14 protein-coding genes are annotated in these 13,633 nt (G+C 71.2%); 9 read left to right on the forward strand and 5 right to left on the reverse strand.

What is annotated here, in order from left to right:
- Positions 1-40: 40 nt before the first annotated feature.
- The 3 genes from ACZ4WS_RS12840 to ACZ4WS_RS12850 are packed head-to-tail and all read right to left on the reverse strand — an operon-like array spanning position 41 to position 3,848.
- Positions 41-1,513, reverse strand: a complete 1,473-nt coding sequence (locus ACZ4WS_RS12840) for a carboxyl transferase domain-containing protein (protein ID WP_467979798.1) — start codon at positions 1,511-1,513, stop codon at positions 41-43.
- Entirely contained in the window at positions 1,506-3,023 is a 1,518-nt protein-coding gene (locus ACZ4WS_RS12845; RefSeq protein ID WP_467979800.1) for an acyl-CoA synthetase, read from the reverse strand. The genes ACZ4WS_RS12840 and ACZ4WS_RS12845 overlap by 8 nt, the downstream gene beginning before the upstream one ends.
- 51 nt (positions 3,024-3,074) lie before the next feature.
- Positions 3,075-3,848: a metallophosphoesterase gene (locus tag ACZ4WS_RS12850; protein ID WP_467979802.1), complete on the reverse strand. Its 774-nt coding sequence runs from the start codon at positions 3,846-3,848 to the stop codon at positions 3,075-3,077.
- Positions 3,849-3,926: 78 nt separating this feature from the next.
- Here ACZ4WS_RS12850 and pdxR point away from each other — a divergent pair, with 78 nt between their 5' ends.
- On the forward strand, positions 3,927-5,351 hold the full coding sequence (gene pdxR, locus ACZ4WS_RS12855) for a MocR-like pyridoxine biosynthesis transcription factor PdxR (protein WP_467979804.1): 1,425 nt from the start codon (positions 3,927-3,929) through the stop codon (positions 5,349-5,351).
- A 140-nt stretch (positions 5,352-5,491) separates the two neighbouring features.
- On the opposite strand, the gene ACZ4WS_RS12860 is transcribed toward pdxR, so the two are convergent.
- Complete coding sequence (locus ACZ4WS_RS12860; RefSeq protein WP_467979805.1) at positions 5,492-5,659, reverse strand: hypothetical protein; 168 nt, start codon at positions 5,657-5,659, stop codon at positions 5,492-5,494.
- Between the two features lie 166 nt (positions 5,660-5,825).
- On the opposite strand from ACZ4WS_RS12860, the gene ACZ4WS_RS12865 reads away from it, so the two are divergent.
- The 8 genes from ACZ4WS_RS12865 to ACZ4WS_RS12900 all read left to right on the forward strand — a co-directional run bounded on the left by ACZ4WS_RS12865 (position 5,826) and on the right by ACZ4WS_RS12900 (position 12,378).
- Complete coding sequence (locus ACZ4WS_RS12865) at positions 5,826-6,914, forward strand: MerR family transcriptional regulator (RefSeq protein ID WP_467979993.1); 1,089 nt, start codon at positions 5,826-5,828, stop codon at positions 6,912-6,914.
- 120 nt (positions 6,915-7,034) lie between these two features.
- Positions 7,035-7,181 (forward strand): hypothetical protein, encoded by a 147-nt coding sequence (locus ACZ4WS_RS12870; protein WP_467979807.1) that lies wholly within the window; start codon positions 7,035-7,037, stop codon positions 7,179-7,181.
- Positions 7,182-7,434: 253 nt separating this feature from the next.
- On the forward strand, positions 7,435-8,247 hold the full coding sequence (locus ACZ4WS_RS12875; RefSeq protein ID WP_467979809.1) for a helix-turn-helix domain-containing protein: 813 nt from the start codon (positions 7,435-7,437) through the stop codon (positions 8,245-8,247).
- A 109-nt stretch (positions 8,248-8,356) separates the two neighbouring features.
- The gene (locus tag ACZ4WS_RS12880) at positions 8,357-9,283 is read left to right on the forward strand and encodes an alpha/beta hydrolase (protein WP_467979811.1); all 927 of its coding nucleotides are present in this window, start codon (positions 8,357-8,359) and stop codon (positions 9,281-9,283) included.
- Positions 9,283-9,609, forward strand: a complete 327-nt coding sequence (locus tag ACZ4WS_RS12885; protein WP_467979812.1) for an aldo/keto reductase — start codon at positions 9,283-9,285, stop codon at positions 9,607-9,609. Before ACZ4WS_RS12880 ends, ACZ4WS_RS12885 begins: the two co-directional genes overlap by 1 nt.
- 193 nt (positions 9,610-9,802) lie before the next feature.
- A complete protein-coding gene (locus ACZ4WS_RS12890) occupies positions 9,803-10,420 on the forward strand; it encodes a transcriptional regulator (protein ID WP_467979814.1) in 618 nt (205 codons plus the stop codon).
- Between the two features lie 44 nt (positions 10,421-10,464).
- Positions 10,465-11,151: a toxin-antitoxin system, toxin component gene (locus ACZ4WS_RS12895; RefSeq protein WP_467979816.1), complete on the forward strand. Its 687-nt coding sequence runs from the start codon at positions 10,465-10,467 to the stop codon at positions 11,149-11,151.
- Between the two features lie 6 nt (positions 11,152-11,157).
- Complete coding sequence (locus tag ACZ4WS_RS12900) at positions 11,158-12,378, forward strand: MAB_1171c family putative transporter (protein WP_467979818.1); 1,221 nt, start codon at positions 11,158-11,160, stop codon at positions 12,376-12,378.
- Positions 12,379-12,519: 141 nt separating this feature from the next.
- On the opposite strand, the gene ACZ4WS_RS12905 is transcribed toward ACZ4WS_RS12900, so the two are convergent.
- On the reverse strand, positions 12,520-13,605 hold the full coding sequence (locus tag ACZ4WS_RS12905; RefSeq protein WP_467979819.1) for a MerR family transcriptional regulator: 1,086 nt from the start codon (positions 13,603-13,605) through the stop codon (positions 12,520-12,522).
- Positions 13,606-13,633: the final 28 nt, after the last annotated feature.

Below are 13,633 nucleotides of genomic sequence, written 5' to 3' on the forward strand. Positions count from 1 at the left end.
CGCCGTCTCCTTGGGAGGGGAGACGGCGCCGTTGTGCGCCTCAGGAGGCTTCCGAGTTCTGTTCGCCGACGATGCCCCGGATCACGCCCAGCTCCACCAAGTCCTGGGGGCGGATGCGGAGTTGGTCGGCCGTGGCCTCGACCTCGCCCGCGGGCCGCTTCAGGATCGCGGCCGCGAGCTCCGGGGCGATGACCGAGAAGTAACTGTCCGGCGTGGCCCAGGTGTTGCCGTGCGCGGCGAGCGCGAGGGCGCCGCCCGAGCCGCCTTCGCCGATCACCAGCGTGGTGACCGGTGTACGGGCCGTGGCCACCGCGGCGAACAGGTCCGCGATCGCCGAGCCCGCGCCCTGCCGCTCCGCGTCGGCGTCGTTCGCGGCGCCCGGGGTGTCCACCAGCGTGAGGACCGGGATGCCGAGTCGGTCCGCGAGACGGATCAGGCGGGCGGCGGTGCGGTATCCGGCGGGGCGGGTGGCCGTCCCGCACTGGGCGGCGTACGCGATCGTCCGCCCGTCGTGGGCGAGCCCGAAACCGCACATCACACCGCCGTCGGTGCCTCCGCAGCGGTCGCCGCTGATCGGGGCGCGGCGCGTGAAATAGGCGTCCAAGTAGGCCTCGGCGCGTGGGCGTTGGGGGGAGCGGGCGTGCTGGACGGCGTCCCAGCCGGTGGCGGGGAGGGCGAGGGCGCCCAGGGCGGGCGGGGGAGGTGCGGTCTCGGCCGGGGGAGCGGCGACCTCGGCCGAGGGGCCGACCGAGGCCGGGGTGGCGGCCTCGGCCGAGGGGCCGGCCGGTGTCGGGGTGGCGGCCCCGGTCGAGGTGCTGACCCCTGCCGACGGCCTGGTGAGCAAGGTCAGCCACAGCGCCAGCGTCTCCCGCAGTTCCTCGGGCCGTACGACGGCGTCCACCGCGCCCGCCGCCAGCTGGGCCTCCGCCGTGTAGGCCGCCGGGTCGGCGTCCGGCGGGCGGACCCGGGAGCCCGCGAAGCCCACCTGGGCGCCGGGCAGCGCCAGGGTCACGTCGGCGCCCGCGCCCAGGGTGGCCCAGCCGCCGCCCGTCGTCGGGTCCCGCAGTACGGCGATCTGCGCCAGCCCGGCCTCGCGCGTGAGTGCCGACTGCCGGGCCACGCGCTGGAGTTGGGTGAGCGCGAGCATGCCCTCCTGCATTCGGCTGCCGCCCGTCGCGACGAGCGGGACGACGGGCAGACGGTGCTTGCGCGCGTACACGTACGCCGCTTCCAGGCGGTCGCCGGTGCGTTCGCCGAGCGAGCCGCCGAGGAAGCCGAACTCGAAGGCGATCAGTACGGCGGGGGTGGCGCCGATGGTCGCGGTGCCGCAGACGACGGACTCCTCCTCGCCGGTGCGGGCGGCGGCGCGGGAGCGTGAGGCGTCGTATCCCTGCCAGGACAGTGGACCGTCGCGCTGGAACTGCCTTATGGGAACGGCGAGTTCAGTGAACCAGTCCGTGACCAGGGCGATGACCTCGCGGGCCGAGAAGCGGGCCGGGGGGCGTTCAGTCATGCTTCAGCGCCCGCTTGAGGATCTTGCCCATGTCGTTGCGGGGCAGGGACTCCAGGAAGTGCACGACGCGCGGCCGTTTGTGCGGGGCGAGGCGGCGCGCCACGTGGTCGGCCAACTCATCGGTGGAGGGCGGTGTCCGGGGATCGGCGGGCACGATCCAGGCGACGATGCGCTCCCCCAGGTCGGCGTCGGGCTCCCCGGTGACGGCGGCCTCACGCACCCCCGGGTGTTCGAGGAGCGCGTTCTCGATCTCACCCGCGCCGATCTTGTAGCCGCCGCTCTTGATCAGGTCGGTGGCCTTGCGGCCGACGATGCGTACGGAGCCGTCGGCGTCGAGGACCGCCATGTCGCCGGTGCGGAACCAGCCGTCGTCGGTGAACGCGGCGGCGGTCGCGTCGGGCCGGTTCAGGTACTCGGTGAACAGGTTCGGCCCGCGGACCTGGATCTCTCCCACGCTCTCGCCGTCGTGCGAGCCGGTGGGGGTGCCGTCGGTGTCGTACGCGGCGATCGTCGAGCCGTCCTCCTCGACGAGCCGCAGGTCGACGCCCGGCAGCGGTACCCCGACGGTGCCGGGCCGCGGCTCCCCGCCCACCCGGACGCTCGTGTTCATGAGGGTCTCCGTCATGCCGTACCGCTCGACGACCCGGCGCCCGGTCGCGGCCGTGATCCGCTCGTGGTCGTGCACGGGCAGCGCGGCGGAACCCGACACGAGGAGCCGCGCCCGCCCGAGCGCCTTGGCCAGTTCCGCGTCCTCGGTGAGCCCCTCGGCGAGCCGGTGGTACATCGTCGGCACCCCGAACAGCATCGTCGCGCCGTCGTTCAGCTCCCGCGCCACCCCTTCCGCGCTGAACCGCCCCAGATGCCGCACCGAACCGCCGCGCCGCAACGGCCCCAGAATGCCCAGGATCAGCCCGTGCACATGGAACAGCGGCAGCCCGTGCACGAGTACGTCGTCGCCCGTCCACTGCCAGGCGTCCGCCAGCGCGTCCAGGGTCGCGGCGATCGCGCGGCGTGGGATGACGGCGCCCTTGGGCGGGCCGGTGGTGCCGGAGGTGTAGACGACGAGGGCGGGGGCCGCGGGGTCCGGCTCGGCGGGCGGTAGGGTCACGCCGGTGCCGGAGGCTCCGTGCGCTCCGTGCGCTCCGTACACTCCGTGCACCTCGACATCGAGCCGCTCCAACCCCCGTACGGCCTCGGGCAGTTCATCGCCCGGACCGGCGAGCACCACCGACGGCGCACTGTCGGTGAGAATGTGCCCCAACTCGCTCTCCCCCGACTTCGGGTTCAGCGGCACGGCGGGCACCCCGGCGAGCAGCGCGGCCACCACACCGACGGCCGTCTCCAGCGTCGGCGTCGCCCACACGGCGACCCGCCCGGCACCACCGAGTCGTCCGGCCAGTTCACCCGCCGAGGTGGCGAGTTCCGCGTACGTCAGGGACCGATCACCGAAGCGCAGCGCGGACCGCTCCGCGATCGAGCCGCCCACCAGGGCCGGAAAGAGGGAGGACACGCGTACTCCTTGCCAGTAAGGGACGTGCTGCGGGGAACCGCCAGAACGTTCCTACACGATGACGCTCCTGAAGTGCGTGGTGAGCCTTCCCTCCTCGTCCAGGACGTGGAACGCCAGCGCGGGCGGCAGGTCCAGATGGACGTAGTCCCGCGGGTGGGCGTGGTGTTCCCAGGGGAGGCGGATGGTGGAGACGACGCCGGGGGCCACCAGGAGGGGGCGGCCGGCGAAGGTGGTGGCCGCCGGGGTGTGGGCGTGGCCGGTCAGGAAGGCAATGAGGTGGGGGTGGCGGGCGGCCAGTTCGGCGAGGGGACGCTCGCCCAAGAGGCGGATGCCGTCCACATAGGGGGTGTTGAGGGTGGCCGGGGGGTGGTGGAAGGCGACCAGGACCGGGGTCGTCGCCTTCGTCAGTACGTCGTCCAGCCAGGTCAGTGTCTCCTCGTCCAGATGGCCGTGGTCCTTCCCCGGCACGGACGAGTCGCACAGGGCGAGGGTGAAACCGGGCGCGTGGTGGACCTGGTTGACCGGTTCCGGCGCGGCTGGGCGGCCGAGCAGGTGCTCGCGGAACGCGGTGCGGTCGTCGTGGTTGCCGGGGCAGACCAGGACCGGGTGCCGGGAGGTGAGCAGGTGGCGGGCCCGCTCGTACTCGGACGACAGGCCGTGGTCGGCGATGTCCCCCGTGACGAGGACGGCGTCCAGATCGTGGGGGAGGTCTTCGAGGTAGGCCATGACGGCGCGGGCGCGCTCGACACTGCGTTGCCCGCTGCCGCTGCCGCTGCCGAGGTCGAGGTCGATATGGAGGTCGCTGATGTGGGCGATGACGATCACTGTGGGAGTCCTTTCGGGATCCGGTTGTCCGTGCCACGAACGTAGACACCTTCTGGATCACGAATAAGATCCAGTCCCATGCCCGAAAACTGGTCCAGTTCGCGGCTCGACCTGCACCTCGACCTGGAAGCGGAGGGCGGTCGCCGTGCCCGCCTGGAGGCCACGCTGCGCAAGGCGATCCGCGTCGGACGGCTGACGGCGGGGACGCCGTTGCCCTCGACGCGGGGGCTCGCGCAGGAGCTGGGCCTGTCGCGCGGAACCGTCAGCGCCGCGTACGACCAACTCGCCGAGCAGGGGTACGTGACCACCCGGCCCGGGGCCGCGACCAGGGTCGCCGACGTGTCGCTCGGGACACGGCCCGAAATCCCGCCGGACGCCCGTCCCGCACCCCCACCGCACGACCTGCGCCCCGGCCGCCCCGACCTCGGCGCCTTCCCCGCCCGCGCCTGGCTCGCCGCCACCCGTCGCGTCCTGGACCGGAGCCGCCCCGAGATCTTCGGCCCCGGCGACCCCCAGGGCCGTATCGAACTGCGCACCGCACTCGCCGACCACCTCGGCCGCACCCGGGGCGTGCTCACCACCCCGGACCGGATCGTGATCACGTCGGGCTACTACCAGACGGTCCAGCTGCTGTGCCGGGTCCTGCCGGCCGAAGGCCGTGAGTCGGCCGCCCTTGAGGACCCCGGCCACGACTTCTACCGGGAGACCGTCCGCCGCGCGGGCCTCACCACGTACGCGCTGCCGGTCGACGCGCACGGCGCGGACGTCTCGACCCTGACCGCACGCACGGATGCTGTCTTCCTCACCCCCTCGCACCACTATCCGACCGGAGTGCCCCTGCACCCGAGCCGCCGCCAGGCGGTCTGCGCCTGGGCGCGCTCCACGGACGGGCTGATCGTCGAGGACGACTACGACGGCGAGTTCCGCTACGACCGCCGGCCCGTCGGCGCGCTCCAGAGCCTGGCGCCCGACCACGTCGTGTACTGCGGTACGACGTCCAAGACGCTCGGCCCGGCCCTCCGCCTGGCGTGGACGGTCCTGCCGCCGGACCTGGTGGCGCCGGTCGTGCGGGCGAAGGAGGAGGCCGACCTGTACACCGAGACACTGGGCCAGCTGGTCCTCGCCGACTTCATCGCCACGCACGCGTACGACCGCCACATCCGCGCCGCCCGCCTGCGCTACCGCAGACGCCGTGAACTCCTCGTCGACCGGCTGTCCGCGTTCCCCGGCCTCACCGTCCACGGCGTCCCCGCGGGCCTGCACACCCTGGTCACCCTGCCGCCCCAAGGCCCCACCGAGACCGACCTCCTGACCACCTGCGCCGACCGGGGCCTGGCCCTGCGCGGCCTCACCGAACTCCACCACCACCCCGACGCCGACCACCCCCAGGGACTCCTCATCGGCTTCGCCGCCCCGTCCGAACGGGCCTATCCGGCGGCCCTGGACGCGCTGGCCGGGGTTCTGGCGGAGTTCCTCGAGGGTCCGAGGGCTCTCCGTAGTTGACCGCGTCCGGGCCAGGGCGCGGCGCCAGAGCCTGTCCGGTCGATCAAGTGACGTCGGCTTGGGGTGCTCGTTATTCCGGACGTGGGGCGGGTGATCTGACGGATGCCGCGCTGGCCGTCTGGCTGCGCACCTGAACGCGACTACCCGACCTGGCTCTCGGCGGCCGGCCGCTGGTATCCGCAGGGCACCAGGCGCTCGTCAGCGTCGAAGACCTCGGCGTCGAACCCGGCATTCACCCACACCGAGATGCCCTGGCCATGGACCACCACGTTGAACGGCGAGTCCTCCGGCTCCGCCACTGTGACCACCGTGAACGCCTCGCCGGGCGCATCCAGTGATCCGTACCCCGCGGCTCGACCCACAGGCACAGCAGGTCGCCCGTTTCGTTGCTCAGGCTGGAGCGAAGCGCTTGACCCTCACGTGGCGTCATGCCACATAGTCGGTGGCGTGGAGGAGCACCTGACCGTGGGACGTGTGGCCGAACTGGCCGGCGTGAGCGTCCGCACGCTGCATCACTATGACGAGATTGGCCTCGTGCAGCCGTCTGCGCGGACCACGGCCGGGTACCGGGCCTACTCGGCGGGCGACGTGGAGCGACTGCGGGAGGTGCTCGTCTACCGGCGGCTGGGCTTCGGATTGCGCGAGATCGCGGACCTGGTTGACGACCCGGCCACCGACGCGGTCGCGCACCTGCGCCGACTGCGCGGCCTGCTGCTGGAACAGCGCGACCGCTCTGCTGCCATGGTGACGGCGATAGACAGGGAACTGGAGGCACGGGCAATGGGGATCAGGACAACGCCAGAGGAACAACTGAAAGTGTTCGGCGCGCAGTTGTACGACGCCATCGGGTCCGCTTACCCAGCGACGCGGCGCACCGAGCCGCGGATCGCCGCGAGGATCTGGGATGCGCTCGGGGACGCACGGACGGTACTGAACGTCGGGGCCGGCACCGGCTCCTACGAGCCCCCCGACCGCGACGTCACCGCGGTGGAACCGTCGGCGGTCATGCGGGCGCAGCGTCCCGCGGGCGCGGCGCCGTGCGTGGCCGCCGCTGCGGAGAGCCTCCCGTTCGAGGACCAGTCCTTCGACGCCGCGATGGCCTTCAGCACCGTTCATCACTGGCAGGACCCGATTGCGGGCCTGCGCGAGATGCGGCGCGTGGCTCGCCGCGTGGTGGTGTTCACGTACGACGCCAGTGATACCGGCTGGCGTCAGAGGTTCTGGCTCACCCGCGACTACCTGCCTGAATTCGCTGACCTTCTCGTCGACTGGCCTTCACTGGCCGACCTGACCCGCGCGATCGGGGGCCGCGCGGAGCCGGTGCTCATCCCGTGGGACTGCGCTGACGGCTTCTTCGAGGCCTACTGGCGCCGGCCCGAGGCGTACCTGGACGAACATGTGCGCCGCGCGGTATCGGTATGGACCAGAGTCGGGCCGGAGGCCGAGCAGCGGGCAGTAAACAGACTCCGCGACGACCTTTCCTCAGGCCGGTGGGCCGAGCGCAACCGCGACCTCGTCGCCCTCGACGCAGCAGAGCTCGGCCTCCGCCTGCTCGTAGCCTGAACCATCGTGCGCGAGAACGCCGCAAAGGGGCTGACCCGCCGGAATCAGTAGATGTTGCCGCGGCGACGCTTGGCCTTGATGGCGCGCTCGACCTGGAGGTCCTCGCCGTACAGGTCGAGCATGGACCGGTCGGTCCAGCCCATCAGCCCGCGCGGTGAGCGGCGTGAACGGCACGATCCGGCCTTCGCCGCCCATCTCCAAGCCGGCCAGCACCTCCGTGCCGACGGGCACCAGCGCAGCCATCTGCTGCGCAATCTCATCGAGTAGAACCGGGTCGGCTTCGAACCGGTACTTGTCGAAATGCTCCGTCGCGGTGCGACCGGAGCGGAGCGTGAACTGACGAGTCAGATGAGCGGCGGCCTGGATACGAGCGGCAAGTTCGGATTGGGTCACAGGCATCCGGTCTTCCAACTGCACCACTCAACCCGGACATCGGCATCGCCGCCGTCGCCACGTGATCGGCCGGACAGACCCTAGTGTGGTGGACATGCCGGGGGCGGATCACGCAGGGATTCCACGGGTGTCCGTCGATGTGCCGGACGTCGTGGTGGTGGACGGGCGGGCGCAGTCGTACAGCGGCAATGTTCATGAAGAGCTGAAAGTCGTGCTCGTGATGGGCTCCGGCTTCATGGTGCGCAGACGCGGTACGACCTTTCGGGCAGCTCCGGGGCAGTTGGTCGCACTCCATCCGGACGACGCGCATTCCGGGACGCCGGACGACCGCGACTCGGCGCGCTGGCTCATCATGTGCGTGTCGCCGTCCCTGATCGCCGAGGTCACCGCGCCCGAAGGTGTGCGGTACGGGGATCCGGTGATCCGGGACAGCGGGCTGGCGGAGCGCTTCCGATCCGTGCACGGCGCGTTGTACGAGCCCTCCGGGTTACCCGGGTCCGCGCTGCGGCAGGAGACGGGGGTGCTGGAGTTCGTCTCCGCGCTGAGCCGGCACTCGTACGGGGCGGAGGGCGGTCGGGACACGGCGCGGCGCGTCCCGGAGATCGTGCGCGAGTACCTGCGGGCGAACCTGGCCCGCAATGTGACGCTGGACGAGCTCAGCGTGGTGGCGGAGCTGAGCAAGTACCGGCTCGTCCGCGCCTGTACCGCGTGGTTCGGGCTGCCGCCGCACAAGCTGCATCTGCGGCTCCGGCTCGACCGGGCCAGGGAGTTACTGCGGCGCGGCACAGGGATCTCCGAGGTCGCGTACGAGACCGGATTCCACGACCAGTCCCATCTGACCCGTGTGTTCGCCCGAACCTACGGGGCGACCCCCGCCGTGTATCAGTCGACGTACCGGGGCATGGCCTGGACCGGTCCCGTCCCGGTTGATCCCGGTTGATCCGGGCTGCTCCGACGATCCGGGTGGGGCAAGAACGTGCAATACGACGGGCGGGCTCGCTGGCTAGTTTCCTCTTCGTCGCCAACTCGCAACGAGCGCAAGGGGATTCGTGATGTCGATCGAGAAGATCGAGTTCAGCAGTGACGGGTATCGGCTGGCCGGTCACCTCCATCTGCCCGAGCCCGGGACCGAACGGGGTGCGGTGGTGCTGACCGGCCCGTTCTCGGGGGTGAAGGAGCAGGTCACCGGTTTCTACGCGGAACGGTTCGCGCGGCGCGGGTACGTGGCGCTGGCCTTCGACCACCGCAACTGGGGCGACAGCGAAGGACAGCCGCGCCAGCACGAGGACGCCACCGCGAAGGTGTCCGACCTGCGCAACGCGGTGAGCTTCCTGGCCGCCCGGCCGGAGGTCGACGCCGAGGAGATCGCGCTCGCCGGGGTGTGCCTGGGTGGGATCTACTCGGTGCAGCTCGCCGCGTACGACCCCCGGGTCAAGGCGGTGGCCCTGATCGCGGCCGCCTACAACAACCCCGAACTGATCCGGAACCGGTTCGGCGCGGAGAACTTCGCGGCGCTGACCGCCCAGTTCGCGCAGATCGCCCAACGGGAGTCCGACACCGGCGAGATCGAGTACTGGCCCGCCGTGAACCCCGAGGGCATGCCTGCGGGGAACCCCGGTCCGGAACCGTTCGCGTACTACGGGACGGAGCGTGGGGCCCGCCCCGGCTGGGAGAACCGCTGCACCGCGCTGTCGGTGCTCCAGGAGCTGACATTGGACGTCGACGCCTTCCTGCCGCTGGTGACCGCCCCCCTGCTGATCGTGCACGGGCGCGGCGACCAGGCCATTCCCGTGGCCGACGCGGAAGCCGCCTTCGCTGCGGCGCCCGAGCCCAAGGAACTCCTCCTGCTGGACACCGGCAACCACATCGACCTGTACGACGACGACACCTACGTACTGCCGGCCGTCGACCGGGCCGTTTCCTTCTTCGACGCCTCCGTCTCCGACGCCTCCGTCTCCTCCGACGGGAGCAAGTGATGCGTTACCGACTGCCCGGCCGCACCAGCAGCGAGCGGATCGTCGGAGAGCTGCTCGGTTCCGACCGCGACCGCTTCGTGCTGTCCACGAAGTACACGCTGACCATGGACGGCTGGATCCACCCGATCCTCGGCGCCCGCAATCTGGACCAGCTGACGGACAACCTCGCCGCGATCGACCTGGAACTGCCCGAGGAAGCGGTCAGCCGTCTGGACAAGGCCAGCGCGATCGACCTGGGCTTCCCCATGGAATTCATCCTCGACACCACGGCCGACTTCGTCTACGGGCCCAGCGGCAAGCAGGTCGACGGCCGGCCGGCGGGCTGAAAACCGAGCGGCCATAGGGGGACGGGACGCGGGACCCGGCTCCGCCCGCCCCTTGGGCAACGATCGTTCTTGGAGCGGGAACGATCGTTCCGAAAGCGTGGCGCGGACAGACTCGGCCACGTAGTCTCGGCCCACAGTGCGACAACTTGATGAGTCAACTGCCGGGAGCCCCTTGGTGAGTGAGTCCCTTTGAGTGAGTCCCTTGAGTAAGTCCCCGCCGCCTCTTCCCGAGACGCTCGCCCGCCTCGACGCGCAGATCGAGGAGAAGAGCCTGGACCGCGGTGAAGTCCTGGACCCGCGTGCCCTCTCGGGCAGGACGGCCCTGTCCGAGGGGGAGATCCAGGCCCTGCTCGACGGCGGGGCGCCGCGCGACGACAAGGTCGACGACCGGATCAGGAGCCGGGTCCGCGCGCTGTACGAGGCGTACCTCGCCGAGAGCGGGAAGCGGCCCGCCGATGTGTGCCGGGAAGTGGCCGCCCACCTCGGGATCAGCGACAAGTGGGCGCGCTCCCTCCTCAACGGCGACAAGATGCCGAACGTGCCCGACCTCACCAGGCTCGCGGAGTTCTTCCGCATCGACCAGGGCACGAAGTTCTTCACGGACCCGGCGGCCGTCGCCCTGAACGAGGCGCTTCAGCGCACCCTTCAGGACCTCGAAGGCAGCGCGGAGGACGGCCCGCTGCTCAAGTTCACGATCAAGCACGGAGTCGTCACACTCGCCCTGCGGGGCAAGCGGCTGACGCCCCGCAAGCAGGAGGCGCTCGCGCTCATGCTCGAAGGTCTGCTGAGCAGCGAGGAGGCGGAGCGATGAGCGGTGCGAGGAGCCGTGCGAGGGGCGGTGCGAGGAGCGGTGCGATGAAGCGTTCCGGCAGCGTGCGGCAGACGCGGAAGGGGACGCGGTGGGCGACGCGCAGGGCGACGCGGAGGGTGACGGGCCTCGCCCGTGACGTGTGGAAGCGCGCGGCGGCGCTGTTCTCTCGCAGGGCCGACTCCGAGATGCGCGGCCTGGCGGTCGAGCTCACCCGCGTGCTCAAGAAGCGGCTCGATGCCCCCGTCGACGTAGGGGAGTTGGCCGGGGCCCTGTGCGAGGAGATGAGCAGGCGACGCGACGGCCGTCCCATCCAGCTGCGCTTCGAACGGTTCCCGGACGAGATCGAAGTCACCGGTCTCTGGATGGAGTTCCACGACTTCGACCTCGTCATCGTCGAGGAGCGCGCCGAGACGGTGCAGCAACTCGTCATCCTCGGCCATGAGTTGTGGCACTTGATGGCGGGGCACTCCCACTCCCCTCACCATGTGGGCCGCGCGGCCGCCGCCGCCCGCGCCCTGTCGGACGACCCCGGCTGGCAGGAGATCGCGCTCACCGTCGCCGCCCGCAACGGCTCGCACGAAGCCGACGAGGCCGAGGCCGAGGACTTCGGCCTGCACCTCGCCAGCCTCTTCCGCTCCTGGGTGACCGGGTCCCGTACAAGACAGGGGCCGGTCGACCCGGTCGGACAGGCCATCCAGGCGTCACTGGGTTACCGCGGACCCCAGGACTGACCGGCGATGAATCCTTCCCGCTTCATCAACGGCCTCTACATCTCCTTCTGGATACCGGCGATGGCGGTCCTGACGGTCGCCCTCGCGATCAAACTGCCCAGCATCATCAAGCTCTGGAAGGACCCGCTGCTCAGAGCCGTCGGCGGCCTTCTCGTCCTCGCCTGCGCCGTCTTCGTCGTCGGCGCGCCGCCGACCATCGCCTGGGCCAACCGGGTCACCGGCGTACCGAACTTCGCGGCGCCCCTGGTCTACAGCCTCATCACCGCGTTCTGCGGGTCCTGCCTGCTGCTGATCACCGCGTGGAGAAACGGCATATCCGGCCGGTCCGCGACAACCCGCAGTGCCACGCGGTGGGTTGTCACCGTCTACTCGGGTGTGATCGTCGCGCTGTGGGTGCTGTTCGCGCTCGCCCGCACCCGCCAGGAGCGGGTGCGCGACCTCGACACGTACTACGCCACCACCGCCTTCATGCGTGAAGAGATCGTGCTCTACCTGCTCGCGCACACCGTGGCCTGTGTGATCACGTACGGGCTGATCCGCAACTGGATCCGCACCGACGGACTCGACGTGTGGCTGCGCAGCGGCCTGAAGTTCCTCGGCGTCGGCTACGCGGTGAACCTGATCTACGACAGTGCCAAGGCCACGGCGGTCGTCGCCCGGTGGACCGGCCACGACCTGGACTGGCTGAGCACCGACCTGTCGCCGCCCGTCGCCTGCGTCTCCGCCATCCTGATCGCGGTGGGGTTCATCCTGCCGCACGCCGGCCAGTACCTGCACCGACGGACCCGCACCCGGCTCAGCCACTGGCACCTGCGCCCCCTGTACCTGCTGACGCGCACCGTCACCGGCGGCCGCGTCCCCTTCAAGCTGAGGGCCACCCCCGAACTGCGCCTCACGCGCCGCGAGACGTTCATCCGGGACGCGCTGCTGCACCTCGCCCGGTACATCGACGGGGACCTGGACCGACGGGCGTACGACGCGGCGCTGGACCTGGGGCGCGAGGACGCGTGGGCGAGGCCGCTCGCCCACGCCGTGACCATCCAGGACGCCATCGACACCAAGCGACGGTCCCGGGAGGACGACGTCACCGCCCCCCTCCACAGTCCCGACATCGAAGGTCTGCTGGAAGGGATCGAGGACGTGTCCCGGGTCCTTCGCCACACCGACGACATCAGGGCGGTCCGTGAGCGCGCGGCCGCCGCGGCAGAGAGCGTGCCCGCCTCCTGAGGGCAAGCCTCCTGAGCGCAAGCCGCATAAGCCAGGGATCCTCCGTCGCCCGGCCCTTGAGACCCACCGCCCGGCCCCTGAGGAACGCCGTCGTCCTCGGCGGCAGCCTCGCCGGGACACTCGCCCAGGCCGCCGCCCGCTTCAGCTGGGCCGGAAACCGCCGTCGCCCCCGGTCTCCACCACGTCCGCCACCACACAACTCACGTTGTCAGGACCGCCGGAGTCGTTCGCCGCGCCGACGAGGGCGCGAACTGCCGCCTCCGGAGCGGGAATCGAGGAGAGCAGCCGCTGGATCTCCTCGTCCGCCACGACCCCGCAGAGGCCGTCCGAGCAGAGCAGGTAACGGTCTCCCGGCCGGGCGTCGTGCAGCCGCAGATCCGGTACGGGGGCGGTGCTGCCGCCGGTCAATGCCTTGAGGAGCAGGGACCGTTGGGGATGGGTGATGGCCTCCTCCGGAGTGAGACGGCCCTCGTCGATCATCGACTGGACCACGGTGTGGTCGTGGGTGATCCGGAACAGCCCGCCGTCGCGCAGCAGATACGCGCGGGAGTCCCCGATGTGGACCAGCGCGAGCTGGGAGCCGGTCCACACCAGCGCGGTGAGGGTGGTCCCGGCGTCCTCCCGGGCCGGCGCGAGGTCCTGGACGGCCCGGGTGGCCCCCTGGACCGCGTCCTCCAGCAGATTGAGCACACTCCCGGCCGGGAGCGGCTCGTCGTCCAGGAACTTCAGGGCCTCCACCGCCGCCGTACTGGCGGGCGCCCCACCGGGCCCGAAGCCGTCGGCCACGGCGAGGACGCGGGCGCCCGCGTACGCGGTGTCCTGATTGGCGGTCCGGACCAGACCGGTGTCGGAGAGAGCGGAGTAACGGAGCTCCAGCATGCTGGTGTCCTTCCTCGATGGCGGAGAGAGATGGTCCACGAGGAACGCCGCGAGGTCCCGGCGGGCGGCGGTGTCGGCCTCGACCTGGGCCCAGTACGCGCGGATGTCCTGGGCGGCCGGGCCGGGCGCCATGCCGCACACCCGCCGAATACGGGCCAGCGGCATGCCGAGCCGGCGCAGCCACGCCACCAGCCGCGCCTGCTCCAGCTGCCCGGCCGCGTAGTACCGGTAACCGGTCTCCGGATCGACCCGGGCGGGCCGCAGCAACTCCAGCTCGTCGTACAGCCGCAGCGCCTTCGGCGACAGCCGGCACGCCTTCGCGAAGGCCCCGATCGTCAGCATCTCCATGCGCCCACCCCGTGGTCCGGTCGCTCCT

Source organism: Streptomyces sp. NPDC029292 (assembly GCF_055569295.1).